Below are 18,669 nucleotides of genomic sequence, written 5' to 3'. Positions count from 1 at the left end.
CATTATGAGTACACAAAAAGTTATCGTAATCCCAGATGGTAAAATCTGCGATTATATCGATGGAAAATTTAGAAATGATACACCGGAGGAATATGTACGTCAGACTATCGAGAAGCGTCTGGTGAATGAGCATAAATATCTTCCTGGCCAGATTGCAATCGAATTTACTTTACAGGTCGGTTCCAATAAGCCTCGTGCCGACATAGTTATTTGGGAAAAAGATGCTGAAGAACAGACTCAGGGTACCATCAAACTGATCATTGAGTGTAAAAAGGAAACCGTAGATGCGAGAAATGCCAAGGATGGCCTTGCACAGTTGCAGTCCTATATGTCTGTTTGTCCCAATTGTGAGTGGGGTATGTGGACGAACAGTATTCAGAAATATGTATTCCGCAAGTATGTTGACGCTAATGGAAATATCCAGTTCATGGAGTATAATGATATTCCATCCGCTGACGGTAATCTGGACGATGTCAACAGGCCTTCCCGTACCAGCCTTCGGAATGCATCTGACGATAACCTGTTGTTTGTTTTCAAAACTTGCCACAACCACATTTACGTAAATGATGGTATGCAGAAGCAGCCTGCGTTCTTTGAACTTCTGAAGGTGATCTTCTGTAAGATTGAAGACGAACGCAATATCCCGAACCCACTGGAGTTTTACACCACATCTGAGGAACGTTCTAATCCAGATGGACAGCTTACTGTTCGCAAGAGAATTAGTAAGATTTTCGAACGTGTAAAAAAACGTCATGGCAAGATTTTTGATGCTAATGATGAAATTAAGCTCAGCCCCCGTAGCCTTGCATATATTGTTAGCGAACTACAGCGGTACAGCTTGTTGAACACGAATATTGACATCAAGGGCAAAGCATACGAAGAAATCGTCGGTGCAAATCTTCGTGGTGACAGAGGCGAATTTTTCACCCCACGAAATGTCATGAAAATGGTAGTTGAAATGATTAACCCTCGTATGGATGAAAAGGTTCTTGATTCTTCCTGTGGTACTGGCGGCTTTCTTGTTACTGCCATGACTCATGTTATCAGCCAGCTTGAAAATGAGTTTTCTGCCGCTCTTGGTGTAAAACGAGCCGATTGGGACAGTGATACCATTCGTACTTTCCAAGATAGAATTTCAGAAATGGCTGCATCGAATTATTATGGTTTCGATATTAACCCTGATTTGGTCAAGGCCACAAAAATGAACATGGTTATGAATAATGATGGCAGTGGCAATATTCTTCAGACAAATTCTCTTTTGCCACCGCATGAGTGGGCCGACGAGTTCAAGGCCCGCCTTGCAGATGCGCTTCATGTAAAAAAGAGTGAAATTCGAAATCATACCAGTATTGCGTACTTTGATGTAATTGTGACCAATCCGCCTTTTGGTAGCAAAATCCCAATTAAGGATAAGAACATTCTTGAGCAGTTCCAGCTTGCACACATTTGGGAAAATGATAAGAAAACTGGGGTATGGAAGATGACTCCCAGATTGCAATCTTCAGTCCCACCGGAAATTCTGTTTATTGAGCGTTGCACGCAGCTTTTAGTTCCAGGTGGTCGTATGGGTATTGTTCTGCCAGACTCCATCCTTGGCGCTCCTGGCCTTGAATATATCCGTGAGTGGATGATTAAAAACCATAGGATTATCGCAAGTATTGACCTTCATGCAGATACGTTCCAGCCTCGTAACGGAACACAGACTTCTGTACTGATTTTGCAGAAGAAAACCGAACAACAGATTTTAAGCGAGGAAACTTCCGGACAAATGGCTGATTATAACATTTTCATGGCAATGGTCGAGAAGGTTGGCCATGATAAGCGTGGAAATCCGATGTTCAAACGTGATAATGAAGGAAATGAGGTCCTTGTTCCTGACACAAACAGTGTGCTTGTTCTTAGTGAAACTGGTGAAGGAGAACGTACGGTATCACACCAACAGAAGCGAAAAGTCGAAGATGACCAGACACCTGATGTGCCTGCTATTTTTGCTGACTGGAAAATACAGGAGGGGTTGGCATGGTAAATAATAATCTTGCTTATCGCGTAGATGATGCGCCTGAGCAGGAACCGGTTATTAGTGAGAGCCCATTAAAATGGTGCGAAGTATCGCTTTCTGATGTTATCAACCGAGGAAAACGATTAGAAGCCAGTGTTTTTGATGTAGATTCCAAAAAAGCTTATCAAATCATAAAACACTGTAAATATGCCCCGGTTTCTCTTATCAGTGCGGAAGGTCCGGTTGAGAAAGCCCATTATGGTGGACGATTAAAGAGAAATTACGTAGAAAAAACTCATGATAATTCTATTGGCTTTATTGGTAGTTCAGAAATGTTAGACATAAAGCCACAACCCGTAAAGTTTATGGTAGAATCATCAAAAATTCAGAATCTGAGAGTTAAGGAAGGCGCTGTGTTACTTTCTCGCTCTGGAACAATTGGCAATATGTCTTTTGTTAATAAGACACTTTCAAAACTGTTAATCAGCGAACATGCAATGCGCTTGGAATGCAAAGCAAATCCGGGATATGTGTATGCATTTTTGAAATCGACTATTGGACAGCTTCTCATCCGCTCCAATATTTATGGCGCGGTTATATCTCAAGTTGAGCCAGAACATATTGCAACCATTCCTATCCCGAATGCTCCGGCAGCAATCAAGCAGAGAATCAACGATTTAATTATCCACTCTTATGCATTGCGAGATGAATCGAATGAACTGATTGATGAGGCCACGCAGCTTCTTGTAGATGAGTTAGCTTTACCGCCGATTGCAGAAATGCAGAAGAAAACTGCTCCTGTGAAAACCTATAGTGTGAAACTCAGTGATATGAATTTGCGTTTGGATGCATCGTATCATGTGCCGATTGTGGATGCTATTGTTAATCATCTACAAGCGCATGCCTTGGAGGTCACAACAATCGGAGATAGCCGGATTAGTAAAGAAATTATCTTACCCGGAAGATTTAAGCGTGTTTATGTTGAAGAAGGATATGGACGTGTATTTATTGGTGGCAAGCAACTATGGGAATTAGACCCCTCAAACAAGAAATATCTATCCCTTGTGCATCATGCTGATCGCATCACAAAGCAGCTTGAACTACACGAAAACATGACGATGATAACCTGTAGTGGCACAATTGGAAAGGTTACACTTGTCGGAAAGCATTGGGAAAACTGGACGGCAAATCAGCACATTATTCGTGTTGTTCCGGTCAATGAAGAAGTTGCTGGATACATCAGTATCTTCTTGTCATCGGATTACGGATACCAACTCATTACAAGATACACCTATGGCTCGGTAGTTGATGAAATTGATGATAATCATGTTCATCAGATTCCAGTTCCATTGCTAAAAAACTCCGAAATCCAAAAGCGTATCAACGACATTGCCCTCAAGGCAAATGAAAAACGCTATGAAGCATATAAATTGGAGCAAGAAGCTCTCCGCATCATGAATGATGATATCATTTATACAAAGTGAGGTGAGCTAATATGCCCGGATACAAAGATTGGATTGATGCCATCGACATAAAGGTTGATTATTTTTCAGCATTTATGAAAGCATGGATTGCCTTTAATGCGTGGTATAATTTTAGCGGTGAAGTCACCGGAAAAACAGACAAAGAATGCATTGAGTTTATTGGTGGAAGAAGCAATCGCTTCAAGTCCTATATGGAAAATCTTCTTTCATCTGAAACAGCCGAAGGTGAGTCTTTTAGAACAAGTCTTGCTGCTCTGCACTCATCCCTATTGAGTGCAGCAATAACGACACAAGAGTATATTGGGGTGCGCCAGACAGTATCCTTTTCGGAGGTTGCTGTTAAAAACAGCAATGCACGTGGAAGCTTTGAATTCCGTAATGTAAAGTATGAATGCTCTCGCGCTCGTGGGAAAATTACAACTGTGATCACGGAAATAAGAACCAGTACAGAAATACTTCGCTATGAGCAAGATGAGTATAATGTTGCTGACTTGATGCAACAGTCTGCTTTTCAGCGTTTATCAGATGAACGTCAACGAAAATGTCAGGATTGTTATAAAACACTTGTACCGTATAAAATGACCAGTATTCTAGCTACTGAAGACAGTCATTTGGCAGTAGGTACATATCGATTTGTCAATGATGTAAGTAAAATCAGCCAAGGTATTATAACGGTTTTGTATATGCTTCGGTGTTGTTTGGCTCACGGAGATATTTCACCAGATGAATCCGCAAATGCAGTATACCGATATGCATATGAAATATTGTGTATGCCATTAAAAAAACTCAAATAAATGAGCAAGCCAAAGCCGATCAGCAGAAATGTTGGTCGGTTTTGTTTTGCCCATTTGAAGATCGAGATGCGCAGCTCGGTCTGGAAACGAAGCCGGTGATCACTCCCCTCTCTGGGGAGAAAGTCATCGGCTTTTCTGTTTTCCGAAAACAAGGATTTTTCAGTTTTTGGAAACAGAGCCGGAGAAGAAAATGCGAACCGCCGGGCAAACGGTGAGCAGCTTATTTTCCGGAGCAAGAGTACAGAGGAATGCAATCCCTTTGTGTGGGGTTCAGGGTGACAGGCCCTGATCGGAGTGCAGAGGCAGACGCCTCGCTTAGGATTCCAAAGGGCAAAAGCCCTTGGCCCAGTGAAGTGTTGCTTGCGACACTTTATAAAAGGTTATTATCTACCGCAAAGTAGGCAGATTCCTTCGCTTCGCTCAGGTTTCATCCCCTGCCCGGAAAGGAGAGTTTGAAGAAATGGCACAACGACTTACCCGCCACAATGGCAGGGCTAACAAGAATGGAGTTTATAAAGCAGACCACAACGACCGCCGTTTGATCTCGAAAATGCAGATCACATCGACTCGGAAATGACCAAGTTCAATGTGTATTGGGATTGCTTCAGCCAGATGCCGCTTCGTGGGGATCAGGTGACAGAAGCCCCCTCTTTTGCTGAGGTGGAAAAGCTGTTTTACAGTGACCGTTTTGCGGATCATATCCTTGGTCAGCATGAAAGAAATGCAAAAGCCCGACACCCGGAACGAGATCGCAGTGCCGAAGATATTCTGGCTGACAAACGCTTTTGTTCGGAGGAAACCATCTACCAGATTGGCACCATTGAGGATTATGCAGATCCGGGAACACTGCTCTCCGTTGCCAATGAATTTCTAGAAGAACTGGACCGCCGGTTCGGAGATCACGTTCATGTTTTGAACTGGGCGCTTCATGTGGATGAAGGCACTCCGCACATTCATGAGCGGCATGTTTTTGATTACACGAACCGCTATGGAGAGATTCAGCCAGGACAGGATAAGGCACTGGAAGCACTCGGTTTTGAGCCGCCGGATCCGACAAAGAAACCGGGAAAGTACAACAGCCGGAAGATGGTTTTCGATGCAACTTGCCGGACAATCTTGTTTGATATCTGCAAAAAACATGGCCTGCATCTGGAAGAAGAACCGGCCTACGGTGGCCGGGTCTATCTGGAAAAGCAGGACTATATTCTGATGAAACAGAAGGAGCAGCTGCTCTGGCAACAAGAGGACTTGGAAGCAGTCACCGGGGAACTGGCGGCCGCCTCTGTTCGGCTTGAGGACACGGAAGCTTTGCTCGATCAGGTTGCTGAGGTTGCCTATGAAAAGGCCGTGGAGATCGTCACAGACACTGTGAGAGCGGAAACGCAGGATCATGACTTGAATATCGTAAATGACTTTCAGGAAAAGGCAGTTGCCTGGAACAGAGCCAAGCCCAACGTTGTGAAGCTGATCACGGATATCATGACCGATTTGAAAGCAAAGCTGAAGGCAACGGCCCTGACCGTCACAAAGCGACTTCAGGATTCGAAGGTCAAGCAGACAGGCAAGGAAGCAATCAAAAATTCTGCAAGAAGATCCATTCATGAGCTGCTTGCAAACGCACAGGCCAAGGCCGATGACTATAACGCATCGAGATCAAGGCCGACAAGAAAAAAGAATACAGATTTGGACAGATGAACCGGGGGCTGTCGGGAAATGGCAGCCATAAAAAGGGAGGAGTAACTCAAAACGAGTCACACCTCCCTAAGTTTTTACATAAAAAAAGATGGCTAACGACAACCATCTTTCTCCGTTACATGTTATAATGTAACTATGCTTACAGTTAATTATTATAACGACTTTTTTGAAATAGGTCAACAGAAAATCAACTTTAGTTTCTATGAATTGAGTTTACCCGATGACGATCCGGTCTATACCCTAAAAAAAGTTATGGAGGATTTAAATTTTTCCGGACTGTTAGCCAATTGTTCGGACAAGGGAAGAACAGGGTATAATCCAATCATGATGTATGCAGTTATTACTTATGCAAATATGCGAGGAATACGCTCTATTGATCGTATTGTGGATTTATGTGAAAGAGATATTGCTTTTATCTGGCTTACTCAAGGGAGAAAGCCTAAAAGAGATGCTTTTTATGAATTTAAAAGTAAGAAACTTACTTCAGATATCCTTGATAATCTAAACTATCAGTTTATGAGACGATTACAAAAAGAAGGTCTTGTAACATTAAAAGAGTTGTTTATTGATGGAACGAAAATAGAAGCTAATGCTAATCGTTATACTTTTGTATGGCGTGGAAGCATTAATTATCATCTTGCAGGTCTTCTGGATTCTATTGATAAGCTCTATTCAGACTATAATTCTTTTTTACAAGATAATGGATTTGGTGAAAAGTACGAGTTTGGAAATGCACAAATGTTTGTGATTGACGGGATTGATAAAGTTAGAGATATTATTGAAAAGAACAGAAAAAGAAAGATTACAAAACATAAAAAGTTATCTAATAACCGTATTATAGAGATTGATAACTGCTCGCCTCTTGAAATACTTAAGCTTCAGAAAAACCTTATGACTATTGCTGACGGAGAAGGTATTGTATTTGTTAACGGAAAGGGTAAGAGAAAGCCAAAACTTCAACAACTCTATGAAGAGCTTGAACATTGTGGACAGCGATTAATGCACTATAAAGAATGCTTTGAGATTATGGTGAAAGATAGAAACAGCTATTCCAAAACTGATTTGGAAGCAACCTTTATGCGAATGAAGGAAGATCATATGTTGAACGGGCAGCTAAAGCCTGCATACAATGTACAGATAGCAGTAGAGAATTATTTTATTGTACATTGTTATGTAAGTAATGATCGTACAGATTATAACACACTAATTCCTGTCCTTGAAAAACATAAAAAAGAATTTGGAGAAGTACTTGAAGAAGTTACGGCAGACAGCGGTTATTGTAGTGAGAAAAATCTCTTATATCTAAAAGAAAATAAGATAGACAGTTATATAAAACTGCAGGATCATGAAAAACGTAAAACAAGAGCATACAGTAAAGATATAGGTAAATACTACAACATGAAGACAATGGTATTTGAGGATGAACAAGTCTATATCTGTCATGACGGTCGTGAACTTAGACATATCAACACTGAAAAGAAAGAACAGAATGGTTATACACAAACGTATGAAGTATATGGATGTTCAGACTGTAGTGGATGTGAACATAAGCCTAAATGCTTATACAAATATAATCCTGATAAAGATGTTGATAAGAACAAAGTAATGAAGATCAATGAAGTATGGGAAGAACTTCGAGAGAAATCACATGCTAACATACAGAGTGAAAAAGGTATCCTAAAACGACAGACACGCTCTATTCAAACAGAAGGTCATTTTGGAGATATTAAAGAAAATGAAGATTTCCGACGCTTTAACTATCGTTCTTCAGATAAGGTATATAAAGAATTTATGCTTTTTGCAATAGGAAGAAATATAAATAAATATCATCGTTTTCTCTACGCAAAACTAAAAAAATTTGAAGGCAAACCACAGGAGAAAACAGCATAGTAAAAAATGCAAAAACAAAATTTCAGCAAAGGGGGTTTTATGCCCAAAAATATACGGTATTATAGAAAAACAAAATATCCTGACAAAGTCACAAAGCCAAAACGCCTTGTATTTGTCAGGATATTTCTATTTCGCTCTGCGGGAAGTAAAATTACTTATTTCCCGACAGCCCCCTTTATCATTTTAATTTAGTTTCCTGCCGGTCCTACACTTGCCTGTGTGGAAACGGCAGCCGTAGAGGTTTCGGGGGTCGCTGTTATCTCAGAAACAATCTGAGACATAACGCCTGAAGCATCTATACTGTAGTCTGTTCCGTTTACATTTACAGTTGTATTGGAAAGCATTTTTCCGCTTTCATCAAGATAGTATGATACATTATTTACATTTATCATGCCTCTTGCCATACTTCCTGAATTATTCATGTAATACCAGTTTTTATCAACATTTATCCAACCTGTCTTCATAGCACCGCTTGGTGATAGGAAATATCTTTGATTGTTTTGATCAAGCCAGCCTGTTTGCATCTTGCCTGAGCCGTCCAAATAGTACCATGTATTTCCGTCATTTATCCATCCGGTTCTTAGAGAGCCTGACTTGTCTATATAATACCAGTCGTTGCCATCCTTTAACCAGCCTGTTTTCATTGCACCCGAGTCGGTAAGGAAATATCTGTTTTTTCCGTCATTTATCCAACCTGTTTGCATTTTACCGGTGTTGTCAGCGTAGTACCAGGTGTTCTTATCGTTGATCCAACCTGTTTTCATAGCACCGTTATTATCCATATAATACCAGGCACCTGAATCATTCAGCCAACCCTTATACATAGCACCTGACTTTGTGAGGAAATATCTTGAGTTTCCGATATCTGTCCAACCGGTCTGCATCTTACCGGTATTGTCCATGTAATATCTTTGGTTACCGGTATCAATCCAGCCTGTCTGCATTCTACCGCTGTTATCCATGTAGTACCATGTGCTATTGTCATTTACCCAACCGGTAGTCATAACACCTGAAGGAGCCAGGAAATATGTGTTTTTACCGTCTACAAGCCAACCTGTCTGCATTTTACCGTCTTTGTCGGCATAGTATCTCTTGTTTCCGTCAGTAATCCAACCTGTAATCATCTTTCCGTCAGTACTGTCAAGATAGTACCAATCGGAATTTTCTTTGTACCATCCTTTTTTAGCGGCACCGTTTTTTGCCGGATCCAGATAATAGCTTGCATTATTTGAATTAAACCAACCTGTCTTTGCCAAACCGTTTGAATCCATATAGTAAGAATTATCGGAGTCATGTACCCATGAATCCTTTACCATATTGTAGTCTTTGTAATAATATCTCTTTCCTGCAATAGTTCTCCAGGTATTTGCAGGGATTTTGTCGGAAAAAGATTTATATTGGAAGTCAATATCTACATTGCCTTTTATACCGTTTACCTTACCTGTACTTGTAGCTTGCCAGATAACAGGATTTGGATATGAATGCTTTACATTATATCTGGCAACCCAGATATCGTATTTTTTTAGAGCATTCATATCAAGCTTATTTGCAATCCAATAGTCATTTGCATATACGATAGGATAATATCCTGCGGCTTCCACCTTATTACAGAATGTCTTTATTATAGCGGTAAGCTCGTCTTTTGGAAGTTTACCCTGTGTATTGGCATCCTCCACGTCAAAAGCTACAGGATATGAAATAGGATAATCCTTTATTATATCCAGAACAAAATCAGCCTCTGCATCAGCCTGTGCGACTGTCATTGCATAGGAATAAATATATACTCCGAGCTTTATACCTCTTTTGTTTGCTTCAGTAAGATTTCTTCTTATAACAGGATCAATCTGACCTTTGTATCTGGTACCGTGTATGATGAACTGAACATCATCTGCGGCAACCTTGTCCCAGTCTACATCACCTTGATAATGTGAAAGATCAATACCTCTTGCAACTACCCCGGTGAGGGATGATCCGTCAAGCATTTGATATACTCCCGGTGTTTGCATTGTCCATTCATTGGCTGCAAATGATGTAACCGGACTGAGCAAAGACAGCGCAAGTGACAAAGATATAGCCGTTTTTATAAATTTATTTAAATGCATTTTGTACCTCTATTTCGGTCCGGATGTTTCACCGGGTTTTAAACCTACTTCATCCTTGCTTGAAGAAGAACTTTGTGCATTCTTTTTGCTCTCATCAGCCGGACTTTTCGCTTCCTCTTTATTATTTTTTGCTTTTGCCTCATCAAGCGGTGAAGCGGGAGCTGTTGTTTCTTTGCTTCCGGGTTTAGCTTCGGCAGAAGCCTGGGAAGCTGAAGAGGAAGAAGAACTTGAAGATTCGGTTTTTGCTCCGGGTGCAACTGTAGGTGCCTCATTAGCGGCTGCAGTAGGTGCTGCCGTACTGCTTTTACCGTCTGATTTCTTTGTTTCGGATATAGCATTAGTGACACTGCTAGGAGTGCCACTAAGATTTGTACATACACCATTTGCATCAAATGTGTATTCTTTTCCTTCTATATTTATAGATTTACCGGTTACCATCTTTCCGTCGGCATCAAAGTAATAATACTTGCCGTTTGATTGCAACCAACCGGTGATCATATGACCTTTTTCATTGAAATAGTAAGATGCACCGGAAATTTTCTTAAGACCGAATGTCATTTTACCGTGATTTTCGCCTTCAGCTTCTTCCATATAGAACTTATGAGTACCGTCATTTATCCAACCTGTTTTCATAGAACCGTCAGCATTGAAATAGTAGTAAACGCCGTCGATTTGATTCCATGATGTATACATCTTTGCGGAACTGGAGAAATAATAGGTCTTATCTCCAACTTTTGTCCAACCGAAAGCGGCTCTTCCGTCAGGCTTGAAATAATACCACGCACCGTCCATCTGTCTCCAACCTGTGGCCATGACACCTGTGCCCTTAAGGTAGAAGTAGTTTGAATCGCTCTTTAACCAGCTGTTTTGTACAAGGTTTCCGCTGCTGAGCGTGTAATACCAGTCATTATCAACTTTGAACCAGCCTGTAGCCATTATTCCGTTAGACTTAAAGTAGTACCATTTGGAATCGATTTTCTTCCATCCGGTCACCATAACGCCTGTAGACAAATCCATATAATAATACCCGTTTGAAGACGGGAGCCAACTTTTGTGCAATTGTCCGTTGTCATCGAGATAGGTCCAGGTACCGTTTGACTCTTTCCAACCGTTTGCAGCATATACCGCAGAAACGGCAGAAAGTGAAAGCAAGCCGCTTATCATACCTGTAACCAACATTTTTCTGATAGTATGTTTCATATGTCCTCCTTTTATTAGATTATCCGGGAATAAAACTGATTTTAATCTCACGATTCCCTATATCAAGTTATTATAGCATCTTAGTCAACAATAAAATAGCTCCTATATTATAACAAATATTTACGATTTACAGAACATCATTTTATCATCTTTCAGCTCAAAAATATTTTTGTATAATTTTTTTGAAAATAAGTTTTTAATTTAACAATGATACTGATAAAAATAACACGGATATAGACAAGTAAGAATTATATAGGTATAATAAGAAAACCGAAAAAAATTTAGTATAAAATGCAATATTGAAAGTTTTTGAGGTTTTGGAGTATAGTAGGAGGTATGAGATATGGAAGCCTTAAAATATTTGTCACTGATTTCGCAGGTCGGCTTTACCATGGTTACACCGATTTTACTATGTACTTTTTTGGGTATGAAATTGGAGGAAAGATTTCACTTTCCGTTTACTCTGATATTTATGCTTATAGGAGTGATAAGCGGATGTATGTCGGGGTTTAGACTGATCATGAATACCATAAAAAAGATGGACAAAAAGAAAGAAGAAAACCTGCAAAAACAAGAAAATACTTTTGTTTTGCCAAAAAGAGAAAGTAGGATTTTTAAGAATAAGGATGAATAAGGAAACAAGAAGAACATGCCTTTATATGGGTATGGGAGTTTTACTTTATGAAATCATTTTGAGCCTGGCGGCAATTCCCTTTGCCGGAATTATGAAGTATTCCGTTTATCCGATTGAACTTGGGATACTTATAGGTAGTGTTTTGGTAATAGGCATGGTCATTGATATGGGGATATCCACAGAAGACAGCCTGTATGGGGGGAACCCTTCTTTTGCACAGAGAAAGATTATGATTCATTCTTTGCTTAGGAAGGCGGCTTTATTTATTGTTGTAGCAATATTTTGGAACAGTAGATACATAAATGCACTCGCGATTGTCATATCTGTTTTCGGACTGAAATCGGGTGCATATATGTATCCATTGTTTAAAAAAATATTTGAAAAAAGAAGAAAGGAGGAGACATGAGCTTAAGTATTTTAGCTGAAAGTGCAGCCGGAAGCAAAAATTTGGATTTCATGATCCATGGCCTGTATAAGTATAAGCTTTTCGGACAGGAACTCTATTTGACTACGACTACAGTTTCCTTATTGATTGTTGTCTTATTGATTACAATATTTGCAATTTTTGCAAACAGAGCAATAAAGGCGGCTGATCCGTACAATGTCCCGAGCGGATTTGTAAACTTTTTGGAATGTGGTATTGAAGCATTAGAGGGAATGACCGATACTATACTTGGTGCAAACAAGGATAGATTCTTAAACTATATAGGAACAATCTTTATCTTTATTTTTGTTTCTAACTTCAGCGGTTTGCTCGGACTTAGAAACCCGACAGCGGATTATGGTGTAACTTTTATGCTTGGATTTTTTACATTCTTAATAGTAAATTTCCAGGGTATAAAGAACAGAAAGTTAAAACATTTTACATCGCTCTTTGAGCCGATACCGTTGCTCTTTCCGATAAATGTTATCGGTGAGATAGCAAACCCGATATCTATATCATTGCGTCTTTTTGCAAACGTGCTTTCAGGTGTTTTGATCATGGGGCTTTGGTATGGTATGATGCCGATCTTTTTAAAGATTGGTGTGCCGTCATTCTTACATCTGTATACAGATGTATTTTCAGGAGCACTACAGACATATGTTTTCTGTATGCTCAGCATGGTCTATATCAATGACAAATTAGAATAGTTCATTGAATAGTAAAATATTTTCATGGATTTAAGTGAGGAAGTGCCTCACTTGATATCATATATTTTGGAGGTTATTTATGAATATGACAGGACAGGATTTTATATTTGGTTGCTCCGCTATAGGTGCGGGACTCGCAATGATAGCAGGTATCGGACCGGGTGTTGGACAGGGTATTGCAGCAGGACATGGTGCGGCTGCAGTAGGTAGAAACCCGGGAGCAAGAGCGGATATCACATCAACAATGCTTCTCGGACAGGCCGTTGCCGAGACAACAGGTCTTTACGGACTTGTAGTTGCTATGATTCTTATGTTCGTTAAGCCTTTCGGCGCTTAATTTGGAGGTTTTATGGAAAGACTGATAGGATTTGACCCTCAGCTTTTGGCTGATTCAGCCATTACCGGCTTGGCGGTCCTTTTCTTGTTCTTTATTCTTTCCTATTTGCTTTTTAATCCGGCTAAGGATATGCTCAAAAAAAGAAGAGAGCGAGTTGCCGGAGACCTGGAAAGTGCAAAAGATGCAAAGGCAAAAGCTGATGCTCTTAAGGCGGAGTACGAAGAAAAATTGGCCTCTTTCCAAAAGCAGGCTGACGCTATCTTAGAGGATGCCAGAAAAAGGGCAAAGGATAGAGAAAACGAAATCATAGAAGAAGCAAAGGCGGAAGCTAGAAGAATTACTGACAGGGCTAACAACGAAATAGAGTTGGCAAAGAAAAAAGCCATGGAAGAAGTAAAATCAAATATAGTGGATGTTGCTTCGATTATTGCAAGCAAGGCAGTCAATTCTGCAATGAATGTTGAAGTGCAGGATAGACTTGTTGAAGAGACTTTAAAAGAAATCGGAGATGGTACATGGCAAAATTAGTGTCCAAAGTATATGGAGATGCTTATGTGTCGGTAGTATCTGAAAAGAACAATCTGATTGATGCACTTGAGGAGATAAAATCCGTAAAAAATACTTTGCTTGAGAATGTCGAGATTATAGAACTTCTTGATTCACCTAAGATGGACGATGAGGAAAAAATCGACTTTATAAAGGGAATATTTGAGAAACACATCAGTGTGGATTCAATGGGATTTTTATTGACTATAATCGAAAAGAAGAGACAGGCTGAACTTTTACCTATACTTGATTATGTTATAGATTGTGTAAAGGAGCTTCTTCTTATCGGAAAGGCAACTGTTACGACTGCGCTGCCGCTTGATGATTCAAAGAAGGAGAGAATAGTGGATGAGCTTTTGAAGTCATCACATTATAAGTCTCTCGAAGCGGAATATGTCGTTGATGAGAGTATTATAGGCGGTATTGTCATCAGAATCGGTGACAGAGTTGTGGATTCAAGTGTAAAAACAAGAATTGATAAGATGAGAAAAATGTTATCATAAGCCGTATTACCGGCAAAAAGTTTAAAGAAAAGAGGTACGAGTCTAGTGAATCTAAGACCTGAAGAAATCAGCTCAGTTATAAAAGAGCAGATAAATAAGTATTCAACTAAACTCGAGGTATCAGATGTGGGTACTGTTATCCAGGTGGCAGACGGTATTGCCAGAATACATGGTCTTGCAAAGGCTATGCAGGGTGAGCTTCTGGAATTCCCGGGAGATGTTTACGGCATGGTTCTTAACTTGGAAGAGGACAATGTCGGTGCTGTTTTACTTGGTGATAAGAAGAATATCAGCGAGGGTGATACAGTAAAGACCACAGGTAGAGTTGTAGAGGTTCCTGTAGGAGATGCACTTACAGGTAGAGTTGTAAACGCGCTTGGACAGCCAATCGACGGAAAGGGACCTATAACTTCAGATACCTTTAGAAGAATAGAGAGAGTTGCACATGGTGTTATCGAAAGAAAATCGGTAGATACACCGCTTCAAACAGGAATAAAGGCTATTGATGCCATGATTCCTATAGGAAGAGGACAAAGAGAGCTTATAATCGGTGACAGACAGACAGGAAAGACTTCTATCGCTGTAGATACTATAATCAATCAAAAGGGACAAAATGTTCACTGTATCTATGTAGCTATAGGACAGAAAGCTTCTACTGTTGCATCAATTGTAAAGACTTTTGAGGATTACGGTGCTATGGACTACACTACAGTAGTAGTTTCTACTGCAAGTGATCTTGCACCGCTTCAATATATCGCACCTTACTCAGGTTGTGCTATAGGTGAGGAATGGATGGAAAGAGGAGAGGATGTACTCGTAGTATACGATGATCTTACAAAGCATGCTGCCGCATATCGTACACTTTCACTTCTTCTTAAGAGACCACCGGGCCGTGAGGCTTATCCGGGTGATGTATTCTATCTTCACTCAAGACTTCTTGAGAGAGCTTCAAGATTGTCAGAAGACCTTGGCGGCGGTTCACTTACCGCATTGCCTATAATAGAGACACAGGCAGGAGACGTTTCAGCGTATATTCCTACAAATGTTATTTCTATCACCGACGGTCAGATCTATCTTGAGACGGAGATGTTCAATGCGGGATTCAGACCTGCTATCAATGCCGGACTTTCAGTATCAAGAGTAGGTGGTTCCGCACAGATCAAGGCTATGAAGAAGATTGCAGGACCTATAAGAGTCGAGCTTGCACAGTACAGAGAGCTTGCATCATTTGCACAGTTCGGTTCAGAGCTTGATGAAGCTACAAAGAATCAGTTGGCACAGGGTGAGAGAATCAGAGAAATCTTAAAGCAGCCAAACTACAAGCCGATGGCGGTTGAATATCAGATAATAATTATCTTTGCCGCTACAAAGAAACTTTTGCTTGATGTTCCTACAGAGAAGGTACTTGAGTTCCAGGATAAGTTGTTCAGATTTATAGAGAGCAAGCATCCTGAGATAGCTGCTGAGATTAGAGATAAGAAAGAAATTTCCGACGATTTGGCAAAAAGACTTACAGATGTTATCAATGAATGTAAGAAAGCATAGTGCAGGTGTATTATGGCTTCAATGAAGGAAATAAAGCGTAGGCGTGCGGCGATACAAAGCACTGCTCAGATTACCAAAGCCATGAAACTTGTAGCAACGGTTAAGCTTCAAAAAGCAAGGGCAAAAGCGGATGCTTCCAAGCCTTACTTTACCGTAATGTATCAAACTATCGCATCAATGCTTGAGAAAAGTGAGAATATATCTCATAAGTATCTTAAGAAGAATGACGGCGGTAAGACAGGAGTATTGGTTATTACAGGTAACAGAGGCCTTGCAGGAGGCTATAACAATGCTGTAAGCAGGCAGGTAATAAGCGAATTCAAAAGCAATGAAACACTTATATATGCAGTGGGTAAAAAAGGTAGAGATACACTCTTACATAAAGGCTTTGAAGTAGAGGGAGACTTTTCAGAGATTGTGGAAGAGCCGCTGTACAAGGATGCCGCAGATATTACAAAGGTATTGCTTGACGACTATGAAAGCGGAAAGCTCTCAGAGATTTATGTGATATATACCAATTTCAAGAATACGGTGGTACATGATCCCGTACTTTTGAAATTGCTTCCTATCAGCAAGGAAGATTTATTACAGCCTGAGACTACAGAAAGTGAGGGTCCAAGAGCCCTTATGAATTATTCTCCCAATGAAGATGAAGTATTGGATGCTATAATTCCAAAATACATTTCTTCTGTTATTTATGGAGGTCTGATGCAGTCTGTTGCTTCAGAAAACGGTGCCAGAATGACCGCTATGGATTCTGCAACATCAAATGCGGAAGAACTTATAGATAAGCTCGGATTACAGTATAACAGAGCTCGTCAGGGTGCTATCACTCAAGAGCTTACAGAGATTGTGGCCGGAGCCAACGCCATAGAATAACGACCGGAAACGGATGAAGAAGAGGAAGGAGAAAAGTTGATGGCAGAGCCAAATATTGGCAAAATAACCCAGATTATCGGTGCCGTTTTGGATATTAAGTTTTCCAGAGGACACTTGCCACAGATCAATGAGGCAATAAAGATAGATACAGCTGACGGAGTGCTCACTGTAGAGGTTGCACAGCATCTGGGAGATGATATAGTAAGAACCATTGCCATGGGAAGTACAGACGGACTTGTTCGTGGAATGGAAGCAAGAGCAACAGGAGCGCCTATTTCAGTTCCTGTTGGAGAAAACACTCTAGGTAGAATTTTCAATGTACTTGGAGAGGCAATTGATAAGAAAGAACCACCTAAGGTAGAGGAGTACCTTCCTATACATAGAAAGGCTCCAAGCTTTGAGGAGCAGTCTACGCAGACCGAGATTCTTGAGACAGGAATCAAAGTAGTTGACCTTTTATGTCCATACCAAAAGGGTGGAAAGATTGGACTCTTTGGTGGTGCGGGTGTAGGTAAAACCGTACTTATCCAGGAGCTTATCAGAAATATCGCAACAGAGCATGGTGGTTATTCAGTATTTACAGGTGTAGGTGAGAGAACCAGAGAGGGTAATGACTTATACCACGAAATGACCGACTCGGGAGTTATCAATAAGACAACCATGGTATTCGGTCAGATGAACGAGCCGCCGGGTGCGAGAATGAGAGTAGGACTTACAGGTCTTACAATGGCGGAATATTTTAGAGATCAGGGTGGAAAGGATGTACTTCTTTTCATCGACAATATCTTCAGATTTACACAGGCAGGTTCAGAGGTTTCAGCGCTTCTTGGACGTATGCCTTCTGCGGTAGGTTATCAGCCTACACTTCAAACAGAGATGGGTGCGCTTCAGGAGAGAATCACTTCTACAAAGAACGGTTCAATTACATCTGTTCAGGCTGTATATGTGCCTGCGGATGACCTTACCGACCCTGCTCCTGCAAATACATTCGCTCACCTTGATGCTACTACGGTTCTTGACCGTTCTATAGTGGAGATGGGTATTTATCCTGCGGTAGATCCTCTTGGTTCTACTTCAAGAATACTTTCACCGCATATAGTGGGAGAAGAGCATTATCAGGTAGCACAGAGCGTACAGGAGGTATTGCAGAAGTATAAAGAGTTACAGGATATTATTGCCATGCTTGGTATGGATGAGCTTTCTGAAGAAGATAAGCTTACTGTAGCAAGAGCAAGAAAGATCCAGAGATTCCTTTCACAGCCGTTCTTCGTGGCAACACAGTTTACAGGAATTGACGGAAAGTATGTACCTCTATCAGAGACTATCAGAGGATTTAGAGAAATTCTTGAAGGAAAGCATGACGATATACCTGAGCAATATTTCCTAAATGCAGGAACTATCGACGAGGTTGTAGAGCGTGCCTCTAAATAGGAGGTAGTATGGACAAGTTTGCATTAAAGATAATGTGTCCCGACCATGTTTTTTTTGAAGGGGATGCTACAATGGTGGAGTTTACAACAACACAGGGAAATGTCGGTATATATGCCAAGCATATCCCTATGGTAAATGTAATAGCACCGGGTAAATTATCTATACATTGTGAGGACGGAAGTGTAAAGACTTGTGCTCTTCACTCAGGCTTTGCGGAGATCTTACAGGATGAAGTTACAATACTTGCCGATTCATGTGAGTATGGTGACGAGATAGATGTTAACAGAGCCAAAGAAGCAAAGGAGAGAGCTGAAAAAAGACTTTCTCAAAGAGATGGTATAGATGTTGCCAGAGCTGAGCTTGCACTCAGAAGAGCATTGGTTCGTCTGGATGTAGCAGGGATTAAATAAATTATAAGGATTGTATGTTATTTTAAAAGAATAGTGGCATACAATCCTTTTTTAGAATTACAGAGTTTTTTAAAATAGAAAATTTTAGT

General features: G+C 40.4%; 17 protein-coding genes. 15 read left to right on the top strand and 2 right to left on the bottom strand.

What is annotated here, in order from left to right:
- Positions 1-4: 4 nt before the first annotated feature.
- The 5 genes from HMPREF1495_RS04055 to HMPREF1495_RS04030 all read left to right on the top strand — a co-directional run bounded on the left by HMPREF1495_RS04055 (position 5) and on the right by HMPREF1495_RS04030 (position 7,862).
- Entirely contained in the window at positions 5-2,026 is a 2,022-nt protein-coding gene (locus HMPREF1495_RS04055; RefSeq protein ID WP_034212280.1) for an N-6 DNA methylase, read from the top strand.
- Entirely contained in the window at positions 2,020-3,483 is a 1,464-nt protein-coding gene (locus tag HMPREF1495_RS04050) for a restriction endonuclease subunit S (protein ID WP_034212278.1), read from the top strand. Before HMPREF1495_RS04055 ends, HMPREF1495_RS04050 begins: the two co-directional genes overlap by 7 nt.
- An 11-nt stretch (positions 3,484-3,494) precedes the next feature.
- On the top strand, positions 3,495-4,277 hold the full coding sequence (locus tag HMPREF1495_RS04045; protein ID WP_034212276.1) for a hypothetical protein: 783 nt from the start codon (positions 3,495-3,497) through the stop codon (positions 4,275-4,277).
- A gap of 573 nt (positions 4,278-4,850) precedes the next feature.
- Complete coding sequence (locus HMPREF1495_RS04035; RefSeq protein WP_242832842.1) at positions 4,851-5,972, top strand: plasmid recombination protein; 1,122 nt, start codon at positions 4,851-4,853, stop codon at positions 5,970-5,972.
- 135 nt (positions 5,973-6,107) lie between these two features.
- The gene (locus HMPREF1495_RS04030) at positions 6,108-7,862 is read left to right on the top strand and encodes an IS1182 family transposase (RefSeq protein WP_034212273.1); all 1,755 of its coding nucleotides are present in this window, start codon (positions 6,108-6,110) and stop codon (positions 7,860-7,862) included.
- Between the two features lie 188 nt (positions 7,863-8,050).
- Here HMPREF1495_RS04030 and HMPREF1495_RS04020 read toward each other — a convergent pair whose 3' ends face one another.
- Positions 8,051-9,964: a GH25 family lysozyme gene (locus tag HMPREF1495_RS04020; protein WP_034212269.1), complete on the bottom strand. Its 1,914-nt coding sequence runs from the start codon at positions 9,962-9,964 to the stop codon at positions 8,051-8,053.
- A gap of 9 nt (positions 9,965-9,973) precedes the next feature.
- Positions 9,974-11,164 carry a cell wall-binding protein gene (locus tag HMPREF1495_RS04015; protein WP_034212267.1) on the bottom strand — a complete coding sequence of 397 codons (1,191 nt, stop codon included), beginning with the start codon at positions 11,162-11,164 and terminating at the stop codon, positions 9,974-9,976.
- A gap of 343 nt (positions 11,165-11,507) precedes the next feature.
- On the opposite strand from HMPREF1495_RS04015, the gene HMPREF1495_RS04010 reads away from it, so the two are divergent.
- The 10 genes from HMPREF1495_RS04010 to atpC all read left to right on the top strand — a co-directional run bounded on the left by HMPREF1495_RS04010 (position 11,508) and on the right by atpC (position 18,580).
- Positions 11,508-11,798, top strand: a complete 291-nt coding sequence (locus HMPREF1495_RS04010) for an AtpZ/AtpI family protein (RefSeq protein WP_007594446.1) — start codon at positions 11,508-11,510, stop codon at positions 11,796-11,798.
- Positions 11,791-12,204, top strand: coding sequence for a hypothetical protein (locus HMPREF1495_RS04005; protein ID WP_007594444.1), 414 nt, complete (start codon positions 11,791-11,793; stop codon positions 12,202-12,204). Before HMPREF1495_RS04010 ends, HMPREF1495_RS04005 begins: the two co-directional genes overlap by 8 nt.
- Entirely contained in the window at positions 12,201-12,929 is a 729-nt protein-coding gene (atpB, locus tag HMPREF1495_RS04000) for a F0F1 ATP synthase subunit A (RefSeq protein ID WP_007594442.1), read from the top strand. The genes HMPREF1495_RS04005 and atpB overlap by 4 nt, the downstream gene beginning before the upstream one ends.
- A 79-nt stretch (positions 12,930-13,008) precedes the next feature.
- Positions 13,009-13,266: an ATP synthase F0 subunit C gene (gene atpE, locus HMPREF1495_RS03995; RefSeq protein ID WP_007594440.1), complete on the top strand. Its 258-nt coding sequence runs from the start codon at positions 13,009-13,011 to the stop codon at positions 13,264-13,266.
- Positions 13,267-13,278: 12 nt separating this feature from the next.
- Positions 13,279-13,794: a F0F1 ATP synthase subunit B gene (gene atpF, locus HMPREF1495_RS03990; RefSeq protein ID WP_007594432.1), complete on the top strand. Its 516-nt coding sequence runs from the start codon at positions 13,279-13,281 to the stop codon at positions 13,792-13,794.
- Complete coding sequence (atpH, locus tag HMPREF1495_RS03985) at positions 13,782-14,315, top strand: ATP synthase F1 subunit delta (protein WP_034212265.1); 534 nt, start codon at positions 13,782-13,784, stop codon at positions 14,313-14,315. The genes atpF and atpH overlap by 13 nt, the downstream gene beginning before the upstream one ends.
- A gap of 45 nt (positions 14,316-14,360) precedes the next feature.
- Entirely contained in the window at positions 14,361-15,860 is a 1,500-nt protein-coding gene (gene atpA / locus HMPREF1495_RS03980; protein WP_034212264.1) for a F0F1 ATP synthase subunit alpha, read from the top strand.
- Positions 15,861-15,872: 12 nt separating this feature from the next.
- Positions 15,873-16,739: an ATP synthase F1 subunit gamma gene (gene atpG, locus HMPREF1495_RS03975; RefSeq protein WP_007594429.1), complete on the top strand. Its 867-nt coding sequence runs from the start codon at positions 15,873-15,875 to the stop codon at positions 16,737-16,739.
- 39 nt (positions 16,740-16,778) lie between these two features.
- A complete protein-coding gene (gene atpD, locus HMPREF1495_RS03970; protein WP_009664014.1) occupies positions 16,779-18,170 on the top strand; it encodes a F0F1 ATP synthase subunit beta in 1,392 nt (463 codons plus the stop codon).
- A gap of 8 nt (positions 18,171-18,178) precedes the next feature.
- Complete coding sequence (gene atpC / locus HMPREF1495_RS03965; RefSeq protein WP_034212263.1) at positions 18,179-18,580, top strand: ATP synthase F1 subunit epsilon; 402 nt, start codon at positions 18,179-18,181, stop codon at positions 18,578-18,580.
- Positions 18,581-18,669: the final 89 nt, after the last annotated feature.

Source organism: Lachnoanaerobaculum sp. MSX33, assembly GCF_000512995.1.
Classification (GTDB): Bacteria; Bacillota; Clostridia; order Lachnospirales; family Lachnospiraceae; genus Lachnoanaerobaculum.
The sequence above is the reverse complement of the archived record's forward strand: the minus strand, read 5'-3'. Positions and strand labels throughout refer to the sequence as shown.

Excerpts from the sequence above, each read along its gene's own strand:
- HMPREF1495_RS04055 (WP_034212280.1), top strand. The coding sequence starts at position 5 with ATGAGTACACAAAAAGTTATCGTAATCCCAGATGGTAAAATCTGCGAT.
- HMPREF1495_RS04050 (WP_034212278.1), top strand. The coding sequence starts at position 2,020 with ATGGTAAATAATAATCTTGCTTATCGCGTAGATGATGCGCCTGAGCAG.
- HMPREF1495_RS04045 (WP_034212276.1), top strand. The coding sequence starts at position 3,495 with ATGCCCGGATACAAAGATTGGATTGATGCCATCGACATAAAGGTTGAT.
- HMPREF1495_RS04035 (WP_242832842.1), top strand. The coding sequence starts at position 4,851 with ATGACCAAGTTCAATGTGTATTGGGATTGCTTCAGCCAGATGCCGCTT.
- HMPREF1495_RS04030 (WP_034212273.1), top strand. The coding sequence starts at position 6,108 with ATGCTTACAGTTAATTATTATAACGACTTTTTTGAAATAGGTCAACAG.
- HMPREF1495_RS04020 (WP_034212269.1), bottom strand. The coding sequence starts at position 9,964 with ATGCATTTAAATAAATTTATAAAAACGGCTATATCTTTGTCACTTGCG.
- HMPREF1495_RS04015 (WP_034212267.1), bottom strand. The coding sequence starts at position 11,164 with ATGAAACATACTATCAGAAAAATGTTGGTTACAGGTATGATAAGCGGC.
- HMPREF1495_RS04010 (WP_007594446.1), top strand. The coding sequence starts at position 11,508 with ATGGAAGCCTTAAAATATTTGTCACTGATTTCGCAGGTCGGCTTTACC.
- HMPREF1495_RS04005 (WP_007594444.1), top strand. The coding sequence starts at position 11,791 with ATGAATAAGGAAACAAGAAGAACATGCCTTTATATGGGTATGGGAGTT.
- atpB (WP_007594442.1), top strand. The coding sequence starts at position 12,201 with ATGAGCTTAAGTATTTTAGCTGAAAGTGCAGCCGGAAGCAAAAATTTG.
- atpE (WP_007594440.1), top strand. The coding sequence starts at position 13,009 with ATGAATATGACAGGACAGGATTTTATATTTGGTTGCTCCGCTATAGGT.
- atpF (WP_007594432.1), top strand. The coding sequence starts at position 13,279 with ATGGAAAGACTGATAGGATTTGACCCTCAGCTTTTGGCTGATTCAGCC.
- atpH (WP_034212265.1), top strand. The coding sequence starts at position 13,782 with ATGGCAAAATTAGTGTCCAAAGTATATGGAGATGCTTATGTGTCGGTA.
- atpG (WP_007594429.1), top strand. The coding sequence starts at position 15,873 with ATGGCTTCAATGAAGGAAATAAAGCGTAGGCGTGCGGCGATACAAAGC.
- atpD (WP_009664014.1), top strand. The coding sequence starts at position 16,779 with ATGGCAGAGCCAAATATTGGCAAAATAACCCAGATTATCGGTGCCGTT.
- atpC (WP_034212263.1), top strand. The coding sequence starts at position 18,179 with ATGGACAAGTTTGCATTAAAGATAATGTGTCCCGACCATGTTTTTTTT.